18 protein-coding genes and 2 tRNA genes are annotated in these 20,647 nt (G+C 64.8%); 19 read left to right on the plus strand and 1 reads right to left on the minus strand.

Annotated features, from left to right (window positions below):
• Positions 1 to 399: 399 nt before the first annotated feature.
• From ACFMO3_RS04060 to leuS, 12 genes are all read left to right on the plus strand, one after another.
• The gene (locus ACFMO3_RS04060) at positions 400 to 2,358 is read left to right on the plus strand and encodes a hypothetical protein (RefSeq protein ID WP_376789159.1); all 1,959 of its coding nucleotides are present in this window, start codon (positions 400 to 402) and stop codon (positions 2,356 to 2,358) included.
• A gap of 23 nt (positions 2,359 to 2,381) precedes the next feature.
• Positions 2,382 to 2,693, plus strand: a complete 312-nt coding sequence (locus ACFMO3_RS04065; protein WP_376789160.1) for a hypothetical protein — start codon at positions 2,382 to 2,384, stop codon at positions 2,691 to 2,693.
• A 40-nt stretch (positions 2,694 to 2,733) separates the two neighbouring features.
• Entirely contained in the window at positions 2,734 to 3,906 is a 1,173-nt protein-coding gene (locus tag ACFMO3_RS04070; protein WP_376789161.1) for a phospholipase D-like domain-containing protein, read from the plus strand.
• A gap of 26 nt (positions 3,907 to 3,932) precedes the next feature.
• Complete coding sequence (locus ACFMO3_RS04075; RefSeq protein WP_376789162.1) at positions 3,933 to 4,721, plus strand: lysostaphin resistance A-like protein; 789 nt, start codon at positions 3,933 to 3,935, stop codon at positions 4,719 to 4,721.
• A 48-nt stretch (positions 4,722 to 4,769) separates the two neighbouring features.
• The gene (locus tag ACFMO3_RS04080; RefSeq protein ID WP_376789163.1) at positions 4,770 to 5,543 is read left to right on the plus strand and encodes an enoyl-CoA hydratase; all 774 of its coding nucleotides are present in this window, start codon (positions 4,770 to 4,772) and stop codon (positions 5,541 to 5,543) included.
• The gene (locus ACFMO3_RS04085) at positions 5,528 to 6,379 is read left to right on the plus strand and encodes an AAC(3) family N-acetyltransferase (RefSeq protein ID WP_376789164.1); all 852 of its coding nucleotides are present in this window, start codon (positions 5,528 to 5,530) and stop codon (positions 6,377 to 6,379) included. Before ACFMO3_RS04080 ends, ACFMO3_RS04085 begins: the two co-directional genes overlap by 16 nt.
• Before the next feature lie 81 nt (positions 6,380 to 6,460).
• Entirely contained in the window at positions 6,461 to 6,877 is a 417-nt protein-coding gene (locus ACFMO3_RS04090; RefSeq protein WP_376789165.1) for a RidA family protein, read from the plus strand.
• Positions 6,878 to 7,125: 248 nt separating this feature from the next.
• Positions 7,126 to 7,198 (plus strand) — tRNA-Ala (locus ACFMO3_RS04095).
• A 7-nt stretch (positions 7,199 to 7,205) separates the two neighbouring features.
• A tRNA-Ala gene (locus ACFMO3_RS04100) sits at positions 7,206 to 7,278 on the plus strand.
• A 474-nt stretch (positions 7,279 to 7,752) separates the two neighbouring features.
• Positions 7,753 to 8,268 carry a metal-dependent hydrolase gene (locus ACFMO3_RS04105; protein WP_376789166.1) on the plus strand — a complete coding sequence of 172 codons (516 nt, stop codon included), beginning with the start codon at positions 7,753 to 7,755 and terminating at the stop codon, positions 8,266 to 8,268.
• 13 nt (positions 8,269 to 8,281) lie between these two features.
• A complete protein-coding gene (locus ACFMO3_RS04110) occupies positions 8,282 to 9,208 on the plus strand; it encodes a branched-chain amino acid transaminase (RefSeq protein WP_376789167.1) in 927 nt (308 codons plus the stop codon).
• A gap of 130 nt (positions 9,209 to 9,338) precedes the next feature.
• Positions 9,339 to 11,783, plus strand: coding sequence for a leucine--tRNA ligase (leuS, locus tag ACFMO3_RS04115; RefSeq protein ID WP_376789168.1), 2,445 nt, complete (start codon positions 9,339 to 9,341; stop codon positions 11,781 to 11,783).
• A gap of 68 nt (positions 11,784 to 11,851) precedes the next feature.
• Here leuS and miaB read toward each other — a convergent pair whose 3' ends face one another.
• Positions 11,852 to 13,195 carry a tRNA (N6-isopentenyl adenosine(37)-C2)-methylthiotransferase MiaB gene (miaB, locus tag ACFMO3_RS04120; protein ID WP_376789169.1) on the minus strand — a complete coding sequence of 448 codons (1,344 nt, stop codon included), beginning with the start codon at positions 13,193 to 13,195 and terminating at the stop codon, positions 11,852 to 11,854.
• 558 nt (positions 13,196 to 13,753) lie between these two features.
• On the opposite strand from miaB, the gene ACFMO3_RS04125 reads away from it, so the two are divergent.
• The 7 genes from ACFMO3_RS04125 to ACFMO3_RS04155 all read left to right on the plus strand — a co-directional run bounded on the left by ACFMO3_RS04125 (position 13,754) and on the right by ACFMO3_RS04155 (position 20,554).
• The gene (locus tag ACFMO3_RS04125; protein ID WP_376789170.1) at positions 13,754 to 14,566 is read left to right on the plus strand and encodes a dolichyl-phosphate beta-glucosyltransferase; all 813 of its coding nucleotides are present in this window, start codon (positions 13,754 to 13,756) and stop codon (positions 14,564 to 14,566) included.
• Positions 14,469 to 15,119, plus strand: a complete 651-nt coding sequence (locus tag ACFMO3_RS04130; protein ID WP_376789171.1) for a ribonuclease HII — start codon at positions 14,469 to 14,471, stop codon at positions 15,117 to 15,119. The genes ACFMO3_RS04125 and ACFMO3_RS04130 overlap by 98 nt, the downstream gene beginning before the upstream one ends.
• A gap of 35 nt (positions 15,120 to 15,154) precedes the next feature.
• The gene (locus tag ACFMO3_RS04135; protein ID WP_376789172.1) at positions 15,155 to 16,300 is read left to right on the plus strand and encodes a glycosyltransferase; all 1,146 of its coding nucleotides are present in this window, start codon (positions 15,155 to 15,157) and stop codon (positions 16,298 to 16,300) included.
• Positions 16,301 to 16,311: 11 nt separating this feature from the next.
• Entirely contained in the window at positions 16,312 to 16,992 is a 681-nt protein-coding gene (locus tag ACFMO3_RS04140) for a hypothetical protein (protein ID WP_376789173.1), read from the plus strand.
• A 58-nt stretch (positions 16,993 to 17,050) separates the two neighbouring features.
• Complete coding sequence (locus ACFMO3_RS04145) at positions 17,051 to 18,346, plus strand: YveK family protein (protein ID WP_376789174.1); 1,296 nt, start codon at positions 17,051 to 17,053, stop codon at positions 18,344 to 18,346.
• Between the two features lie 42 nt (positions 18,347 to 18,388).
• On the plus strand, positions 18,389 to 18,973 hold the full coding sequence (locus tag ACFMO3_RS04150) for a CpsD/CapB family tyrosine-protein kinase (protein WP_376789175.1): 585 nt from the start codon (positions 18,389 to 18,391) through the stop codon (positions 18,971 to 18,973).
• A 519-nt stretch (positions 18,974 to 19,492) separates the two neighbouring features.
• A complete protein-coding gene (locus ACFMO3_RS04155; protein WP_376789176.1) occupies positions 19,493 to 20,554 on the plus strand; it encodes a glucose-1-phosphate thymidylyltransferase in 1,062 nt (353 codons plus the stop codon).
• The last annotated feature ends 93 nt before the right edge of the window (positions 20,555 to 20,647 follow it).

Consider the following 20,647-nt stretch of genomic DNA (forward strand, 5'->3'; position numbering starts at 1 on the left):
CAGTGGATGACCGTTTTGCGCTATCCGGAGCCGATACGACCGGTCGGCTGGAACGGACCTTCCAGGAGCTGCGGCGGCGGTTTAAGGTGGTGGAGGCGTTGGAGCGGATGACCTATGGGCACCTGGCGCGGTTGAACGCCCGTTGGGGCGAGCGCACCGTGCGCGGCTTTTTGGCGGCGCGGGAAGAGCGGCCGCACTTGTTTGCGCAACGTTATCCCCCGTTTACACAAAAAAACTTGACGCTACCGTCCGTGGCTTCCGTTGGAAGGTTGTGGGGGGGGCTCGCCGTCAGGCCGGGGTGGGCGGAGTTCCCCGAATGGGTGCCTGGGGTCCTCCCATGTCGGTGGGGGCGGCGTTATGATAATAGAGGCATGGCTGGACGTTCCCCTGGAGCCTCTGATGATGCGAACCGGAGTATTCCGATGGGTTCTTCTCGCGCTGGTCCTGGGCGGGCTGTGCGGGCGCCAGGAGATGCCCGGCGGGATCCCCTCCCCAGAGAGCCCGGCCGCTACACCGACGCGGAGGCTGTCCCCTTCGGGGGATGTCCGCGCGGAGGAGACCCTCCAGGCCCTCCAGCAGGCGGATCCTCCGGTGCGGGATCTTCGGGATCTGGCGGTGCGATATTTCGGCCTTCCCACCGATACGCCGGAGACAGCCTGTCGGCCGGAGCGGGATCTCCCCCTCGGCGCCCGACGGTCCTTCCTGGTCTCCAACAATGACACGAACGAGACCTTCACGGTGACCGCGGTCTTGCAGGAGAAGACCCCTCATGCCTACCTCTGGGTGGAAGAGGATCAGGCGGTGGATCCGACGGACCTGCGGGCGGCGGCTGAGACCTTCGAGGGGCGGATCTATCCCACCGTCCGCGAATTCTTCGGCAGCGAATGGACGCCCGGTGTGGATTGCGATCCCCATCTGTTCATCCTTCACGTGAGGGGGTTGGGGGATGTCGCTGGTTACTATGCCAGCAAGGACGAGTTCCCCCAAGCGGTGCGGCCCGACTCCAACGAGGCGGAGATGTTCTACATCAACCTCGATGCGGTGCGCGTCAACTCAGGCTTCTATCACGGGGTTCTGGCCCACGAGTTCCAGCACATGATCCACTGGCACCAAGATCGCAACGAGGAGACCTGGTTGAACGAGGGCGCCTCGGAGCTGGCAGCCTTCCTCAGCGGCTACGATGTAGGCGGCTTTGACGTGGCTTTCCTCGATCATCCGGACACGCAGCTGAATACCTGGGGGACGCAGGAGGAAGGGAACGCCGAGCATTACGGCGCCGCTTTTCTCTTCCTCGAATATTTCCTGGAACGTTTCGGGGAGGAAGCCACCCGGCGCCTGGTGGCCCACCCGGAGAACGGCTTGGCCGCGGTGGACGCAGTGCTGCGGGAGATCGGAGCCGAAGAGGATGCCGACACCCTCTTCCTGGAGTGGGTCGCAGCGAACTTCCTGGATCACGCGGAGCTTCCTTCCGGACCGCGCTACCGGGCCTTGTGGCTTCCGGAGCCCCGCCTGGCCGCACGGGTGAGCCGTCTTCCCGAGGAGATCCAGGGCACGGTGCTCCCTTACGCCGCCGATTACATCGAGCTCCCAGCTGGGCAAAGCTTGTCCCTCGCTTTCCAGGGCGCCATTACTCTTCCTCTGATCGCCACTTCTCCCTTCGAAGGACAGCGTTTCTGGTATGCGGTGCGGGGAGATGACAGCAACCCCCGGCTAACCCGCCAGGTGGACCTGCGGGGGGTATCCCGAGCCACCCTGCGCTATCGGATCTGGTATGATCTGGAAAAGGACTGGGATTACGCTTATGTCAGCGTCTCCACCGATGGAGGACGCCGTTGGACGCTGCTGCAGGTGCCCGCCGGGACCGGTGCGAACCCAAATCACAACAACCTGGGGTGGGGCTACACGGGCGTGAGTGGCGGCGGGGAACAGCCCCGCTGGATCACTGAGACGGTGGATCTCACGCCCTACGCGGGCCGGGTGATTCACCTGCGCTTTGAGGTGGTCACCGACGATGCCGTCAACCGTCCCGGAGTGGCCCTGGATGCCATCGAGATCCCCGAGATCGGGTTCTGGGATGGAGCCGAAGGGGAGGCCGGATGGGAGGCCAAGGGATGGGCCCGCGTATCCTCCCGGGTGCCGGTTCGCTTTGCTCTTCAGGTCCTCCACTTCCGGAAGGATGGGGAAGCGCAGGTGGAGCGATTGCCCCTGGGGACGGATGGAAGCGGGGCATGGCTTGTCGAAACCGGACCCGATCGGCGGGCGGTGCTGGCGATCGCGGCCCTGGCGCGGTTCACCACGGAGTCTGCTCCCTATGCGGTGCGGGTGGCGCTTCCAGAGGTCACAGGAGGACGGCATTGAGTGGGGAACGGGAAGCAAAGGAGATGAGGTCGGGGTGGGATGCCTGGCTGGAGGGGGTGCTGGAGGATGAAAGCTGGCGGAGCGGCTTGACCGACGATCAGGCGGAGCGCCTGCTCCGGTGGGCCCTCGCCCGGCTCGGTCCGCATCCGGAAGAGACAGGGGGGATCCTGCGTCGGGCCATGCGCCGGATCCGGCGAGCCGTTCAGGCTTCGGAAGAGGAGGCCAGAGCCTTACTCGCCGAATGGGGGCTTCACGTGCCGCCGGGGTGGAAGAACTGGACGGTGGAAGATCGCCTGGTATGGGTGCTGGAAGCGCTGGCCCCCTGGCAGCCATAGCCGGTTCGCTGAAGCATCCATCCGGTAGGAGGGGAAAACTATGACAGCCTCCCGCTCACGGCGGACACGAAAAGCCGCGTTGCCCGTGCCCTGGGGAACGCCTCCCTTCACCAGGCTGATCGGTCTGGCCGTCCTGGTGCTGCTCGTGCTGGCCGTCATGTATCGTCTGGGCCGACCGGGCGTTTCCCCTTCTCCTTCTCCCCCGGTAGAGTCGGGAAGCTGGTATGAGGTGTTCTTCACCACTCCTCGTTTCCCGGATGCTCCGGAGTTCCACCGGGGGGGAGTGGTCGATTCCCTGATTGCGGCCATTGAGGGCGCGCGCCAAACCCTAGATGTGGCAGTTTACGACATCGACCTAATGCCGGTAGCGGAGGCGCTGCTACGGGCCCGCGATCGTGGGGTTCGGGTTCGGGTAGTCACCGAAACCGACAACGCGGGCACGAAAGCCATCGCCCGCCTGCGGGCGGGGGGCATCCCGGTGGTCACCGACGAGCGGAACGGCTATATGCACAACAAGTTCATGGTCATCGACGGCGAGCGGGTGTGGACAGGCTCGATGAACTTCACGGACAACGACGCCTATCAGAACAACAACAACGCGGCGCTTCTCCGATCGCCGGAGCTGGCCCACAACTATGCGGTCAAGTTCGCGGCCATGTTCGAGCGCCGCGCCTTCGGCCCGGCCCGCTCCTCTGGGAACACGGTTCCTCGATTGACCATCCAAGGGACCCCCGTGGAAAATTACTTCGCGCCGGAGGATCCGACGGTGGAAGCTATCCGGGCGGCGCTCCGCAGCGCTCGGGAGCGGATTGTGTTTATGGCCTTCTCCTTCACCCATCCCCGCATCGGCGATGTGCTGCTGGAGCGAGCGCAGGCGGGGGTGGAAATCCACGGCGTGATGGAACGCAGCGGCGCGGAGGCGTCAGTTAGCCAGTTCAACCGTCTGCGGCGGGCGGGGATCGACGTGCTGAAAGACGGCAACCCTTATACCATGCACCACAAGGTCTTTGTCATTGATCGGCGGGTGGTGATCTTCGGATCGTATAATTTTTCCCGCAACGCGGCAGAGGATAATGACGAGAATTTCCTGATCGTGACGGATCCGGCGATGGCGGCGCGCTTTGAGGGAGAGTTCGCACGGGTTTATGAGCAGGCGCTGAGCCCACCCCGCGCGGGATGGCTGACGGTGGAACGGGCTTTCGCGTTTCGGTAACCTCAATGCTCAGGAGCATTTCGGCGATGGCTGCGACACGTCCCTCCCATCCCTCGTCATCGGAAGAGTTGGAGCCCGCCCCGCCATGGGGAATCGGCTTGGCCTTGACGGCCCTGGCGTATTTCCTGATGGTCCAGTTCATGCTGGGTGTTCTCGTATTTCTAATCTACTGGGCGCTGCTGGAGCCTGGTCAGCCCTTTGCCGCCGCGTTCCAGCGGGCAGCCGCCAGCGGGCGCTTCATGGGGTTGGCCAACAGCCTGATCTATCTGTTCGTTCTGCTCACGGTAACGGCTGGTCTGCGTCTGTGGGTGCGCGGGCCTCTGGGCCCGGCGCTCCGCCTCGTTCCCCCGGTCCGGATCCCCTTGTGGGCGACGCCGTTCCTGGCCCTGGGCCTGGGGGTCGCGTTGGATGCCGTGACGATGGTCCTGGGTCGCCCAGTGATCCCGGAAACCCTCGTCCCCCTATTTCAAGGGCGGGATCCGCTGGGATGGGCTGCGATGGGGTTCCTCACCGTGGTGGTCGGGCCGCCCACCGAGGAGCTGCTCTTCCGGGGCCTACTGTATCCGGCCCTGGCGGCGCGGGTGGGCCCCATGTTTTCCATTTATCTGGTCTCCTTGATTTTCGCTCTCTTTCATCTTTTCACTTATGGCGGCACGGCAGACCAGTGGTTCTGGATTGCCCAGGCGTTCCTGGTGGGCCTGGCGCTGACCGGCCTGCGGGCTCGCACCCGTTCCCTGTGGCCTCCCCTCGTGATGCATATGACGTTGAACCTTTACGCCACCCTCGAAGCGATTTTCCTGCTCAACTTCCGGTGAGCCGATCGCGCTCCCTTCTAGTCCACCTCCCGCGTATAGGAGGAGCCTATGGCATATACCTCGATCCTGGTGGAGACCGTGGAAAACGTCGGGTTGATCCGCCTGAATCGGCCTCAGCAGCTCAATGCCCTCAACAGCGTCCTGATGGAGGAGCTGGCTACCGCCCTGGAGGATTTCGACCGAGAGGATCAGATCCGGTGTATCGTGATCACCGGCAACGAACGGGCCTTCGCGGCAGGCGCAGATATCAAAGAGATGGCGGAGGCCAGCGCGGTGGAGATGTTGCTCCGGGACAACATCTCCCGATGGGATCGAATCCAGCGGATTCGGAAGCCGATCATCGCCGCGGTGTCCGGCTGGTGTCTGGGCGGAGGGTGCGAGCTGGCGATGGCCTGTGACATCATCATCGCTTCCGAGACGGCCGTCTTCGGCCAGCCGGAGATCAATATCGGTGTGATGCCGGGCGCCGGGGGAACCCAGCGCCTGACCCGGGCGATCGGCAAATCGAAGGCAATGGAGATGATCCTCACCGGGCGCTACATGAACGCCCGCGAAGCCGAGGCCGCCGGGCTGGTCTCCCGCGTGGTCCCGGTGGAAACCTACCTGGATGAAGCCATTCGTCTGGCGAAGGAGATCGCCGCTCGTCCCCCCATCGCCGTACGGCTGGCGAAAGAGGCGGTGAACCGGGCCTTTGAGACCAGCCTGCGGGATGGTCTGGAATACGAGCGGCGGTTGTTCTACTTCCTGTTTGCCACAGAAGATCAGAAGGAAGGCATGCGAGCCTTCATCGAGAAGCGAAAGCCGGAATGGAAAGGACGCTGAGGCGGGTGGGCTCATCGATCGGTTTCCGGACCCTTACACTGGCCCTGGAGGCGGTGCGCTGGAATTCGAGCGGCCCCGCCTTGATCCTGGTGGCTCCAGATGTGGAGCATCGGGTGCGGGGAGGCCTTGCCACCATCCTCGGCGCGGTCCAGGCGGCGATGCGAGGGAACACCTGGATCACCCCCGCCTTCACCTCGCGGACCATGGTTTACCCGCGGGTGGGGCCGCCGGATAACGGTGTGGTCTATCTGGCCATGCAGGCGGTCAACGCTCGGGCTACGTTCTTTCATAACGATTTGCCGGCGGATCCAGAATGGGGGCCGTTCCCAGAGGGGGTTCGTCGGCTCCCCGGAGCGCGACGCAGTGAGCATCCCGTCCTCTCATTCCTGGCGGTGGGCCTCCAGGCAGAGGCCGCCGTCGCAGCGCAATCCCTTCTGGATCCATGGGGACCCATTCGCTGGCTGCATGCGGAGGATGGCGATGTGCTCCTGATAGGGGCGGATCACACCATGAACGTGGCCGTCCATTACGTGGAAGCCCTGGCCGGCCGGAAGACCTTCGTCCGCTGGGCGTTGATGGATCGACGGGTAGTGGAATTGCCAGGCTTTCCAGGGTGCCGGCGGGGCTTTGGAGCGGCCGCCCCGGTGCTGGAACCGGCCACCCGTCGGGTCCACCTGGGGGATTGGGCCATCCAGGGATGGCCGCTGGAACGGATGGTCCAGCTCCTGCTGGATCTCCTGCGTCGGGATCCGATGGCCCTGCTCTGTGAGGATCCCCTTTGCCTGCTCTGCCACGCGGTCCGACAGCATGTGCTGTATGGATCCCGCACGGCGTAACCCCAGTTGGGGTGAAACCTTCCCAGGATGCGCATAGCGGTCCACGCCCCCTCATGAACCCATCTTCGGGAGGGGATTTCCATGGCCCGAGAAGTGATTATGACGGAAAAGGCTCCGGCAGCGGTTGGCCCCTATTCTCAGGCGATCCGGATCGGGAACCTCATCTTCACCGCAGGGCAATTGGGTCTGGTCCCCGACACCCGCCAGCTGGCTGGGCCGGATATCGAGAGCCAGACCCGGCAGGCCCTCGAGAACCTGCGGGCAATCCTGGAGGCGGCGGGATCCTGCCTGCGCCATGTGGTCAAGACTACGGTCTTTCTGGTGGATCTCTCCGAGTGGCCCCGGATGAATGCTGTTTATGCCGAGTTCTTCCCCGAGGCGCCGCCGGCCCGCTCGGCGGTGGGCGTGGCCACGCTCCCTATGGGCGCCCGGGTGGAGATCGAGGCGGTGGCCGAGGTGTGCGACTGTCCTTCCCCGCAGGCATGCGGGTGCCGGTGAGGGAGCTCTTCTGAAGGCGATGGAAGGGGGATCGGATGGCTAGGCTGAACAGCCCAGGAGGGAGCTCCGCTGCCGGTTGCCTCCTTCTCGGGCTCGGCCCATCCATAGCGAAACCCGACAGCCGGGCCTAGAGAGCCGGGGCTGGGATCAAAGGAGATCCGGAGGGGCGTAATGGGGGTGGACGAGCCAGCGGACCCTTCCCAAGCCTTGACGATCGCATGCGGAACGAATAAAATAAACGTGCTGGTGGGGCCGTAGCTCAGCTGGGAGAGCGCTCCTCTCGCACGGGAGAGGTCGCCGGTTCGAATCCGGTCGGCTCCACTGCTGTGGGCCCGTAGCGCAGCTGGGAGCGCGCCTCAATGGCATTGAGGAGGTCACGGGTTCGAATCCCGTCGGGTCCACCTATTGCTTCCGGGCGCGCAAGCGCCTTGTTTTTATCCGGTCGCTGGGTTCAGGGAAAAGCCGGAAAGGCGAAGAAGGGGAGTAGTAGACCATCCCCCAGCGAGCGGCCGGGAGGTGCGAGGCCGCAGGCCTATGGGGAGGGCCAGGGGCACAGAGCTCCCAAAGGTCGAACTCGCCCTGGAGCCGCCGGGGTGAAAGCTGTTCCGGCTGTAGCTCCGGCCGGGTCGCGCCCGTTATCGCGCCAGAGCGCACCGGAAGCATAGGCATGCCCTTCCGGTGAAGCAGGGTGGGACCGCGGAGGAGCCCCCCTTCGTCCCTGACGGAGGGGGGCTCCTTGTTTCCACGGGAGCGGCCCGGCGGCTCCCATAGCGGGCTTCAGAGCCCGGTCTGGGGAACAGAGGCGCCCCCGCGGCCCGCAAGGGGAACTCCATCGCGTCCGTCCTGCCGGAAATCCCCTCAGGCCGGAGGCGTGGATGACGGTAATGGCCCATGCGGCGGCCGGGGTGGTCGCCGCCTATATGATCCAGCGGGTGACCCATCAGCCCTTCCACCTTGGGATCGCTGGGCTGGCCGTGTTGCTCAGCGGGCTGCCGGATCTGGATCTTCTATGGGGCTGGTGGTATCGGCAGCGAATGGGCGGAGAGGGTCATAACCCCCATCATGCCCTCTGGACCCATACCCCGCTGTTCTGGATGTTCTGGGGCGGGATCCTGGCCTGGGGGTTCCATCTGCCGCCGGGTCTGGTGGTCGGATTGGCCCTGATACATCTCGGGCTGGATAGCATCGGGACGGATGATGGGATTATGTGGCTCTGGCCATGGCGCCAGCGCCAGTATGCTCTGTGGCCCCGGGACCTCCACGCCGCCGGTGTCCGTGGGCTGGCCTTCTACCGCCGATACTATCGGCAGCCCTTATTGCTCCTGCTCGAGCTATCGCTGTTGCTCATCGCTCTCTGGATCCTGGGCGCAGAGATCCTTCGATCCTTTTAGGAGGGAAGGCCCGATGGCGCCGAGAAGCGAATGGATCTGGTGGAACGGGCGGCTGGTGCCCTGGGATCAGGCGACGATCCACGTCACGGCCCATGCCTTGCATTATGGAACAAGCGTGTTCGAAGGGATGCGGGCCTACGAGACCCCCCAAGGGGCGGCGATCTTCCGGCTTCGACCGCACCTGGCCCGGCTGCTTTTCTCCGCCCGCCTTCTCCGCCTGGAGATCCCTTACACGGAGGAACAGCTCGCGCAGGCGGTCGTGGAGACGGTGCGGGCCAACGGGCATTCTTCTTGCTATATCCGCCCCCTGGTCTTTCGGGGCGCGGGGCCCCTGGGGGTGGATGGCCGCTCGTGCCCGGTGGAGGTGGTGATCATCACCTTCGAGTGGGGGAAGTATCTCGGCCAGGAGGCGCTGGAGAAGGGGGTGGATGTCATCGTCTCCTCGTGGCGACGCATGGCGCCGGATACTTTCCCGGCGCTGGGCAAGATCGGCGGCCAGTATGTCAACTCACAGTTCGCGGCTATGGAGGCCCATGATCTGGGGTATGCGGAGGCGATCATGCTGGACGCCTATGGCTATGTGGCGGAGGGGAGTGGGGAGAACCTCTTCCTGATCAAGGATGGCGTGCTCTATACGCCGCCCTTCCATAATTCGATCCTGCTCGGCGTCACCCGTGACGCGGTGCTGACGCTGGCCCGGGAGCAGGGGATTGAGGTCCGGGAGCAGCCCATCCCCCGGGAGTGGCTGTATGCAGCCGATGAGATCTTTATGACCGGAACCGCAGCGGAGATCACCCCGGTGCGATCCGTGGATCGCATCCCTGTTGGATGCGGGCAGCCCGGCCCGATCACCCGCCGCCTCCAGGAACGGTTCTTCGCCATCGTGACGGGCCGGGCGCCGGATGTGTATGGGTGGCTGACGCCTGTGGCGGTGGCTTGAGGGGCTGTCGGGATGGAAGATGGAAATTCGGGGGAGTCGGGCCGACTGCCCTCGGTGGCCGGCCCGGCCATTAGAGCCTTCGTCATGAGATGCGCGGCTTGACCGGATGGGATGCAGAAGGAGGTGGGGGATGGAGCGCTATGATCCTCAGGTGATCGAGCCGAAGTGGCAGGAGCGCTGGGAGGAGACCGGGATCTACCGGGCGGTCCGCGACCCGAGCCGTCCCAAATTCTATTTCCTGACCATGTTCCCTTATCCCTCGGGCGATCTCCATATGGGCCACTGGTTCGCCATGGCCCCCAGCGATGCGGTGGCCCGCTATCTGCGCATGAAGGGCTACAACGTCCTCTTCCCCATCGGCTTCGACGCCTTCGGCCTGCCTGCGGAGAACGCGGCCATCAAACACAACACCCACCCGAAGACCTGGACCTATGCCAACATCGAGCGGATGCGCCGCCAGCTGCGCAGCATGGGGGCCTCCTTCGACTGGACGCGGGAGGTGATCACCTGCGAGCCGGAATACTACAAGTGGAACCAGTGGTTCTTCATCCAGTTCTACAAACGGGGGCTGGCCTACCGCAAGCGCTCGGCGGTCGATTTCTGTCCGAAATGCAACACCACCCTGGCCCGGGAGCAGGTGGTCAGCCAGGACGGCGAGCGGGTCTGCGAGCGGTGCGGCACGCCGGTGATCAAGAAGGAGCTGGAGCAGTGGTTCCTGCGCATCACCGCCTATGCCGATGAGCTCCTGGATCACAGCCAGCTGGACTGGCCGGAGCGGGTGTGCACGATGCAGCGGAACTGGATCGGGCGCAGCGAGGGCGCCGAGATCCTCTTCCCCACCGAAGGGGAGGATTCCATTGTGGTCTTCACCACCCGCCCGGACACCCTGTTCGGGGCCACGTTCGTCGTGCTGGCTCCCGAGCATCCCCTGGTGCCGAAGCTGACCGCGCCGGCGCGCCGGGCGGAGGTGGAGGCCTATATCCAGGAGGCCCAGCGCCGCACCGAGATCGAACGATTGTCCCTGGAGCGGGAGAAGACCGGCGTCTTCATTGGGGCCTACGCTCGCCATCCCCTGACCGACGAACGGCTGCCCATCTGGATCTCTGATTACGTGCTGATGGAATACGGGACGGGGGCGGTGATGGGCGTGCCGGCCCACGATCAACGGGACTTTGAGTTCGCGGTGAAGTTTAACCTGCCCATCCGGGTGGTGATCGCCCCGCCGGGCTGGCAGGGGCAGCCCTTGTCGGCTGCCTATGAAGGGCCCGGGACGATGGTGAACTCCGGCCCCTTCGATGGCCTGCCCAGCGAGGAGGGCAAAAAGGCGGTGGTGGCCGAGCTGGAACGGCGCGGCCTGGGCCGCCCGGCCGTCTCCTACCGGCTGCGGGATTGGTGTATCAGCCGACAACGCTACTGGGGCACCCCCATCCCCATCATCTACTGCCCAACATGCGGCACCGTCCCCGTGCCCGAGGACCAGCTGCCGGTCCTGTTGCCGGAGAGCGTCAACGTGCTCCCCACCGGCGAGTCGCCACTGAAATACCTGGAGGACTTCGTGAAGACCACCTGCCCCCAGTGCGGCGGGCCGGCTGAGCGGGAGACGGACACCATGGACACCTTCGTCGATTCCTCATGGTATCAGTATCGCTATCTGAGTCCACACAAAGACGACGCGCCGTGGGATGAGGAGGAGGCCCGCTACTGGCTGCCAGTGGACCTGTATACCGGCGGGGTGGAGCATGCCACCATGCACCTGCTCTACACCCGGTTTTGGACTAAGGCGCTGCGGGATATGGGGATGGTCTGGTTTGATGAGCCGATGATCCGCCTGCGGAACCAGGGCGTCATCCTGGGCGAGGACCGGGAGAAGATGTCCAAGTCCCGGGGGAACGTGGTGGCGCCGGATGAGCTGGTGATGCGCTATGGGGCGGACACGGTGCGGGCTTACCTGATGTTCGGCTTCCGCTGGGATGTGGGTGGACCGTGGAGCTCCACCGGCATCGAAGGCGTGCACCGGTGGCTGCACCGGGTGTGGAATCTGGTGCTGGAGCCGGTGGAAGGGGAGGGAGAGCCCGCTCCAGAGCAGGTGGCCGCGCTGAGGCGGTGGACCCATCGGACCATCAAGCGGGTGACGCAGGACCTGGAGGATTTCGAGTTCAATACGGCTATCGCCGCGCTCATGGAGTTCACCAATTACCTGCAGGACGCTCGGAACACCCCGGTGGTCCGCCACCAGGCATGGATGGAGGCCATCCAGACGCTGGTGCTGCTGCTGGCGCCGTTTGTGCCGCATCTGGCCGAGGAGCTGTGGGAACGGCTGGGCTATCCGTACAGCGTGCATCAGCAGCCCTGGCCGCAGTGGGATGAGGATCTGGCGAAGGCCGACACCATCACCCTGGTGATCCAGATCAACGGGCGAGTGCGCGATCGGGTGGACGTGCCGGCCTCAATCACCGAGGAGGAGGCGAAGCGAATCGCCCTGGATCGAGCGAATGTCCGCCGACATCTGGGCGATCGACAGCCTCAGCGGATCATCTACGTGCCGGGGCGCCTGATCAATATCGTGGTGGAATGAAAAACCGGTGGGGCAGCGACTGGGCCGCTGCCCCACCCCTGAGCGTTCTCGGAGGGCAGTGCGGATCCTCACACCGCGGAGATGGGGGTCCCCTGGAGGGACCAGGCACCCGCTGAGGTGATGCGGACCTGGATCAGCTGCCCCCGCCAATCTCGGTCGCCGTCTTCAAAGAACACCAGCTTGTTGTTACGGGTCCGCCCGAACCACTTGCCCTTCTCGTTGCGGTCTTCCACCAGGATTTCCACCGCTTGCCCGATGAGGGCCTCGTTCTTGCGGCGGGAGATCCGCTCATAGAGCTCCTCTAGCATGCGGAAGCGGCGCTCTTTCTCCTCAGGCGGCACATCATCGGCCATCGTGCGCCAGGCTACTGTCCCCGGCCGCGGGGAGTATTTGGCGATGTGCACCACGTCGAACTCCAGCTCTTCCACCAGCCGATAAGTGTCCATGAATTGCTCTTCAGTCTCACCGCAGAAACCGACGATGATGTCCGTGGCGATAGAGGCGTTGGGGATGCGCTGGCGGATCTTTTCCACCACGCGCTTATAATCGGCCACCGTGTAGCCCCGGCGCATGCGGGCCAGCACCTCATCGTTGCCGGCCTGAACCGGGATCTCGATGTGCTCGCAGACCTTGGGCAGCTCTGCCACCGCCTCGATAATGCGGTCGGTCATGAAACGGGGATGGGAGGTCAGGAAACGGATGCGCTGGATGCCCTCCACCTCGTGGACCGCCCGGAGCAGGTCTGCCAGATCCGGGCCGTCGGGGATGTCCTTCCCATAACGGTCGACGATCTGACCCAGCAGAGTGACTTCCCGGACGCCCTGTTCGGCCAGGGCACGCACCTCCGCGACGATCTGACCCACCGGTCGGCTCCGCTCCGGGCCACGGCGGTAGGGGATGATGCAGAAGGTGCAGCCGAAGGAACAGCCATGGACCACCGGGACATAAGCGGTCACCTTGCGGCCTCGCTCGGAGGGCGGCAGCACCAGCTCCTCGTCCTGGAGGGCGTAACGGATCATGCGCTCCAGGTCCGCCACCGCCCGACCCTCATCGATCCGCCGCGCCAGGAAATCCACCAGCGGGCGGGGATCTGCGGGGGGCATGAAGACATCGACCCAGGGGAAAGCCCGGCGGAGCCCCTCGTTGCCCTTCACGCCCACCAGGCAACCCATGACCGCCACCACGCGCTCCGGCCGCCGCTCTTTGAGGGGGCGGACCATATGGAGCCACCCGTAGGCCTTCTCCTCTGCCGACTGGCGCACCACACAGGTGTTGACGACCAGCACGTCGGCCTGTTCCGGGCGCTCGGCCATCTGATAGCCGAGCTTCTCCAGGGCCGAGGCCAGCCGCTCGCTGTCGGCTACATTCATCTGGCAGCCGAAGGTATGGATGTAATATCGCATCCCGCGCATTCCTACATCCTTCCCATTGGAATCCGGGAGGCCCCAGGGCGAGGATCCGCTTGACCCTTTCGAAGTCCAGACGGGGGAATGCACCACGATTTCCTTTTCCGCAATCGATTCCCCCAGGAGAAAGCCCGCCGCCCCGTTTGGGGCTCCGAGAATCGGCTCGCCCATCATTTTAGGGGGATCGGAGGTGCTCCGTCAAATCCCTGTCCGGGTTCGGGGTGAGGCCATGCGGCCTTTCGGATTCCCCTTGAGGAAGCACCATGGCCTCCCCCTCTGGGCTCTTCCCTGCTTTCATTTCGAGGCGCATCGGCTCTGGGGATCCATCATCCCTGGATCTCCAGACCCCACAAGCTCCACACCCGCATCTGCCCGGCGCTGGTGGCTGCCACGACATCCTGGGGATACCGCTTATGGGAAGTCCCACGATTGGTCTATAGAGGCCCTCTCGATGATGGGATAAGGCCATGGGTTGGGAAGCCAGGTGGCTTGTCCGGAAGGCCGTCTTTGTGATATGCTGCTTTCCGCCAAGGCGGAGGGAACCCGGGGTCGTTGAGGCCAGTGATGGACGAACCATTGCTCTCCATCATCATCCCTGCTCACAACGAAGAGCGAAGGCTGCCCCGTGCCCTGGAGGCCATCGACCGCTTCCTGCGGTCTTGGGGCCAGCCAGCCGAGGTGATCGTCGTCGAGAACGGCAGCACCGATCGAACGGCGGAGATCGTGGAGGCCTTCGCGCGGGATCATCCGTATGTCCGCCTGATCTGTGATCCCCATCGGGGGAAGGGGCGGGCGGTCCGCCAGGGGATGCTGGCCGCCCGCGGCCGCTACCGCTACATCTGCGATGCGGACCTTTCCACGCCTATCGAGGAGGTGGTGAAGTTCCTCCCGCCCCAGCTGGACAACTTTGATGTGGCCATCGGCAGCCGTGAGGCGCCAGGAGCCCGACGGATCGGGGAGCCCCTCCACCGCCACTTGATCGGCCGTGTCTTCAACACCATCGTCCGCATCCTGGCGGTTCCCGGCTTCCAGGATACCCAGTGCGGCTTCAAGATGTTCCGCGCCGAGGCGGCGGAAGACCTCTTCCGGGCGCAGCGGCTGGATGGCATGAGCTTCGATGTGGAGGTGCTGTTCATCGCTCGCCTGCGCGGCTACCGGATCGTAGAGGTCCCGGTGATCTGGTATTTCAACCCGGAAAGCCGCGTCCGGCTGTTCCGGGACAGCCTGAACATGTTCCGCGAGCTGCTTCTGATCCGCTGGAATGCGTGGAGGGGGCGCTATGTCCGGTCGGAGTCGGTCTCGCCTTCCCCGGCCGACGCTCACGGAGGAGATGGCCTTCTGGCGTCGGGGCGTTCAGAGCGTGGCCGGTCTGGATGAGGCCGGGCGGGGGGCATGGGCGGGTCCGGTGGTGGCGGCGGCGGTGATCCTCCCGCCGGATCCCAAAGGCTTGCGCCATGGGTTGGCGGGGGTGCGGGATTCCAAAACCATGACCCCTGAGCAACGGGAGGCTCTCTTTCCGGAGATCCTTCAGATCGCCCGGGGGGTAGGCATCGGGATGGCGAGCCCGGAGGAGATCGATGCGCTGGGTATCGTCCCGGCGACCCGCCTGGCGATGCTGCGGGCCCTGGGGGCGCTGCCGATCCCCCCTGAGGCGCTGATCGTGGACGCCCTGACCCTGCCCGTCCCGCTGCCCCAGCGGGTTCTTTTTCAGGCGGACGCTCGCTGCCTGTCCGCGGCGGCGGCGTCCATTGTGGCCAAGGTCACCCGGGATCGATGGATGACGGAAATGGATCGGATCTATCCGGGATACGGCTTCGCAGGGCATAAAGGCTACGGCACCCCGGGCCACCGTCGGGCGCTTCGGATTTACGGACCCAGCCCCATCCACCGCCGGTCCTTCGCCCCGGTTCGTTCGTCTTCCCGGCTTTAGCTGGGGAGATCCTATCCGCACCACACAGGAAATCCATGCGCGTCGCGCTGGTCCACGATTGGCTCAATCAGATGGGAGGGGCGGAGGCGGTGCTGGAGGCCCTGGTGGAGGCCTTCCCTGGCGCCCCCATCTACACCAGCATCTACGCTCGGGATCGGATGCCCGCTCACTATCGGGGCTGGGAGATCCACACCACCTGGCTGGACGCCATGCCCTTCATCCACCGGCATCACCAGCTTTACCTCCCCCTTTATCCTTTGGCGTTCGATGGGCTGAACCTCTCCGGATACGACGTCGTGATCTCGAATAAAAGCGGGTTCTGCCACGGGGTGGTCACGGGGCCTTCCACGGTTCACCTCTGCTACTGCCTGACGCCAACCCGCTATGTCTGGGCCTACGAGGAATACATCGCCCGCGAGGGCCTGCCGGGACCGCTGCGACGCCTGCTGCGGCCGCTGATTGCCGTTCTGCGGGTCTGGGATCGGATGGCCGCGGATCGGGTGGATGCCTTCATCGCCATCTCGCGGGAAGTCGCTCGCCGCATCCGCAAGTTCTATCGACGTCCCTCAATCCTTCTCCACCCGCCCGTGGATGTGCAGCGCTTTCAGCCTACCACCCGCACCGAGGATTACTTTCTGATCGTCTCTCGCCTGATCCCCTACAAGCGAATCGACTTGGCTATCGAGGCGTTCAACCGACTGGGACTGCCCCTGGTGATCGTAGGGGACGGCCGGGACCGTTGGCGTCTCCAGCGGATGGCCGGGCCGACCATCACGTTCCTGGGGAGGGTTCCGGCGGAGCAGCTGACGGAGCTTTACGCCCGGTGCCGGGCTTTTGTGTTCCCGGGGGTGGAGGATTTCGGGATCGCACCGGTGGAGGCGATGGCCGCCGGGCGGCCGGTGATCGCCTTCGCGGCCGGCGGGGCGCTGGATACAGTGGTGGAGGGCGTGACCGGGGTCTTCTTCCATGCGTCTACGCCGGAGAGCCTGGCAGAGGCGGTGCGCCGCCTCGAAGGCTTGCGGTTTGATCCCGGGGTGATCCGACGTCATGCGGAGCAGTTTGACAAAGGGGTGTTCCAGGAAAAAATAAAGAAAATCGTGGAGCTGGCGTGGGAAGTTGCCCGTCAGGGCCAGGATGTGGAACAGGCCCTGCTGGATCGCTGGGGAGCTTCGCTTTCCTGACGGAAGGTCCGATGACGTTTGAGGAACTGCTGCGGGTGCTGAAGCGATGGGGGTGGCTGGCCCTGATTCCCACCGCGCTGGGGTTCTTCGCGGCCGTGCTGGATCGTCCCCCAGCGCCTGCCTATCAGACCTCCATTCGTCTGGCGGTGGGGATTCGGCCGGAGGGCCGCGGGGATTACGACTACGAAGGATACTACCGCTGGCTCTCCAGCGAATACCTGGCCGCGGCCGTTTCCGCTTGGGTTCGAAGCCGGGACTTCGCGGAACGGGTGGCGGCGCAGTTGCAGGCGGAGGGTCTTACCCTCCCACCCCCCGCGGTTCAGGGGGCCATGGCTTCGGATTATCAGCGGTCCCTGGTGGTTCTCTATGTCACCGCTTCGGATCCAGGGGTGACGGAGGCGATCGCCCGGGCGGCGGTGGCGGTGGCGCGTCGGGAGGTTGATCAGGTCTGGCCCCAGTCGGGGGAGGGGATGGCCGTGCTGACGCCGCTGGATGTCCCCACCGCCTCGCCTACTGCGCCTTCCCTGCGTGCCCGGCTGGAACCGCTCTTCCGGATTGCCTTGGGCCTCCTGGGGGGATTCACCCTGGCCTTCCTGGCCGATTTCCTGGATCCCCGCATCTGGGATCGAACGGATGTGGAGCGCCTGGGCTTCCGGGTGCTGGGGGAGATCCCTCGACGCCGGGGAAAATAAAGGGGAGAAAGCCTCCTCAAACCCGGGCCCAATGGCCTAAGCCCTGTGAGGGAGCCCGATGAGCCTCTGGGATCTCATACTAATTCTGCGGCGATGGGGGTGGCTGATCCCGGTCCTGGCTGTTGCCACCGCCCTGAGCGCCTTCGTCTATAGCCGGCTGCAGACGCCGGTGTATCGGGCGGTGGCGACGATCGCGGTGCAGCCGGCGCGGCCGGATTTCGGTCAGAGCCAGGCTGCCAAAACCCTCCTCAGCAGCTACGTGCAGATCATGTCCAGCGCATATGGGGGCGGGGATCTCCATCAGCCCTCGGCCAGCCGGGTGATCCAGGCCCTGCAGCTGGATATGACGCCCGAGCAGCTGCGGCACAGCGCGATCTTCTCGGCGGATGAGCGCAGTCTCCTGATCGAGCTGGAGATCCGATCTTACGATCCGGAGATGGCGCAGCGGATCGCCCGGACGTGGGCGGAGCTTTTCATCGAATGGCGCCGGACGGAAAACCAGACGCTGCGTCAGGAGGACCAGATCGATGCGCTCCTGGTGGATCAACCGGTCGCCGGGCGATTTCGCCCCCAGACGGCCTTCAATGTGGCGGCCGGGGCACTGATGGGGATGGTACTGGGAGGCGCGCTGGCCCTGCTGATCGGCTGGATGGAACTGGGGGCAACCCGGGCGACGGAACAATGGTTGCTCCTCCGGCATTACCTTTGGCTCCTGCGACGGCGGGGGTGGGCGCTGATCCTCTTCCCGCTGGCCGCTGCGGGCCTGGCCTTCGTCTACAGCCGGCTGCAGACACCGGTGTATCGGGCGGTGGCGACGATCGCCGTGCAGCCGGCGCGGCCGGATTTCGGCCAGAGCCAGGCCGCCAAAACCCTCCTCAACAGTTACCTCCAGATCCTCTCCAGCGTCTATGGCGGGGATGATCCCGCGCAGCCCTCTGCCCGCCGGGTGATCCGGGAGCTGGGCCTGGCGATGGCCCCGGAGCAGTTGCGTCGGAACATGTCCCTTTCCCTGGATGAGCGCAGCATGGTGATCCGCCTGGAAGTGCGCGCGCTGGATGGAGAGCTGGCTCGACAGATCGCCAAACGGTGGGCGCAGCAGTTTGTGGAGTGGCGACAGAAGGAGAACGAGCGGCTCCGGCGGGAGGACCGGATCGACGCACTGCTGGTGGACGAGCCCACGTATACCCGGTTCCGCCCTCAGACCCGCTTGAACGTCGCCCTAGGTGGCCTGGGAGGGCTGCTGATCGGGCTGATCGTGCTGTTCTTTGAGGAAGGCCTGGCGAACCTCCGCCGATGGGTGGAAGCTCCTTCCGGAACCCCGCGGCGGGAGGAAATCCCGGAAGTCCTTTCGTGAACTGCGCATCCAACAGCGGCGATGGAATCCCGATCCTGGCCGATGATATCCGAAGCCTGCCGGATCCTGCGAGCCAACCTGGAGGCGCTGCGCCTGGAGCACCCGCTTCAGGTCCTCCTTCTCATGCCGGCATCCCCAGGAGAGCCGGCGGCGGAGGTGGCGCGGGATCTGGGCATCGCCTTCGTAGAGGCAGGTCGGCAAACCCTCCTGGTCGATGCAGATCTGGAACGGCCCCGGCTCCATGAGGAGCTGGGGGTTTCCCCTTCGCCCGGTCTTCGCGGCCTGCTCACCGGGAAGGGAGGATCGATCGATGCGGCCCTGGTCGAGACCGGGATCCCCGGGTTCATCCTGTTGCCCGCCGGCTTGCCGGAGCCGGATCGACAGCCTCCCAGCCCGCGGAGGGTAGGGGAGCTCCTCCAGGCTCTCCGACGACGGGCGGAGCGGGTCCTGATTTATGCTCCGCCGGCGCAAACCGTGAGCTGGACCCTGACGCTGGCGGAGCATAGCGATGGCGCGCTCCTCATCGCGCGTGTCCGTCGCACTCACCGGGCCCATCTCCTCCAGGCCCGCGAGGCCCTGGAACGGGTCCACGCCACCGTGTTGGGAGTGATCCTCTGGGCGGGATGAGATCCTCGGATAGGTTTTCCCGTCACCGATCGGATCTTAGCGCCCGCGCCAGGCTTTCCCTCGTCAGCAAGGCTACCAGGTCATCTTTTCAGAGAGCTTCGTGGATTGCCTCTTCGCTTGCAGGGCAAGAATGAGATCCACTTCCGGTCGGTAACCGAACAAGAGATCGGAGCGCACGTGGTGGTCGAGGAAAGCACCCAGGGGCGTTTGTCGCTTCCCAGGGTGAGCGGTTGTCACGCTGGGGATGACATGGACGGCTTCCGGGATAAGGCCGTGATGGGCAAGGGCAGCCTGCGGGCTGACGTGGGAGGGCCGCATGAGGCGGTTGGCGACCCGGAAAAAGTGAGGGAGAAGGCGCTGGTAAGGGGGAGCCAGCTGCCCGGGAGTCGGATAGAATGGAAAGCGCTGGAGGCACGGCGGGGTTCGGTCGGCCGGATCCTGCTTGCCAGTGCCTGAAGGGGCGCAAGTGGGAGGGTGGATTCCTCCTATCCCGAACACCCAAAAAGGAGCGGGAGATCCATGAAGGCGCTGATCCTGAGCGGAGGGAAGGGAACTCGCCTGTATCCTCTGACCTTCACCAGCGCCAAGCAGCTCATCCCCATCGCCAACAAGCCGGTTCTCTTCCGGGTTATCGAAACGGTCAGAGACGCAGGCATCACAGATATCGGGATCGTGGTGGGGGATACGGCCCCCGAGGTGATGGCGGCGGTGGGGGATGGGAGCCGCTGGGGGGTGAAGGTGACCTATATCCGTCAGGAGGCTCCCCTGGGCCTGGCCCATGCCGTGAAGATCTCCCGGAGCTATCTGGGGGACACGCCCTTCGTGATGTTCCTGGGCGATAACGTGATCCAGGGGGGAATCCGCCATCTGGTGCAGATGTTCCTGGAGAGCGACTACGATGCCCAGATCGTCCTGAAGGAGGTCCCTGACCCTCAGCATTATGGGGTAGCGGAGCTGGAAAACGGCCGCATCGTGCGGCTGGTGGAGAAGCCCCGGGAGCCGCGGAGCAACCTGGCGCTGGTAGGGATCTATCTCTTCCGGCCGCCGATCTTCGAGGCCGTGGAAGCCATCCGCCCCAGCTGGCGGGGCGAATTGGAGATCACGGATGCCATTCAATATCTGGTGGAGAAAGGCTACCGGGTTTACCCCTATCTTCACACCGGGTGGTGGATCGATACCGGGAAGCCCATCGATATGCTTGCCGCCAACAGTCTGGTGCTGGAGGAGCTGGAGCCGCGGGTGGAGGGCTATGTGGATCGGGATTCCATGCTGGAGGGGAAGGTGGTCATCGAGAAGGGCGCGGAGATTATTAACAGCCGGATCCGTGGCCCGGCGATCATCGGCGAACACACCCGCATTGTGAACAGCTATATCGGCCCCTTCACCAGCATCTATCATCACTGCGAGATCATCAACAGCGAGATCGAGCATAGCATTGTGCTGGAGCATTGCCGCATTGAGGACATCCCGCGGATCGCCGACAGCCTGATCGGCCGCCGTGTGGTGATCACCCACTCGCCGATGAAGCCGAAGGCGTATAAATTCACCCTGGGGGACTACAGTCAGGTGGGGATCATCTGAGCGGGGATGCCATCGCTGGGGATGTTCCCGGATTTTTGAGGCCATGGGGATCGCCCCCGGCGACCCGACCGGCCTCAAAACGATGTTTCGCCT

Origin of the sequence: Thermoflexus sp., assembly GCF_042408815.1 — a bacterium.
Classification (GTDB): domain Bacteria; phylum Chloroflexota; class Anaerolineae; order Thermoflexales; family Thermoflexaceae; genus Thermoflexus.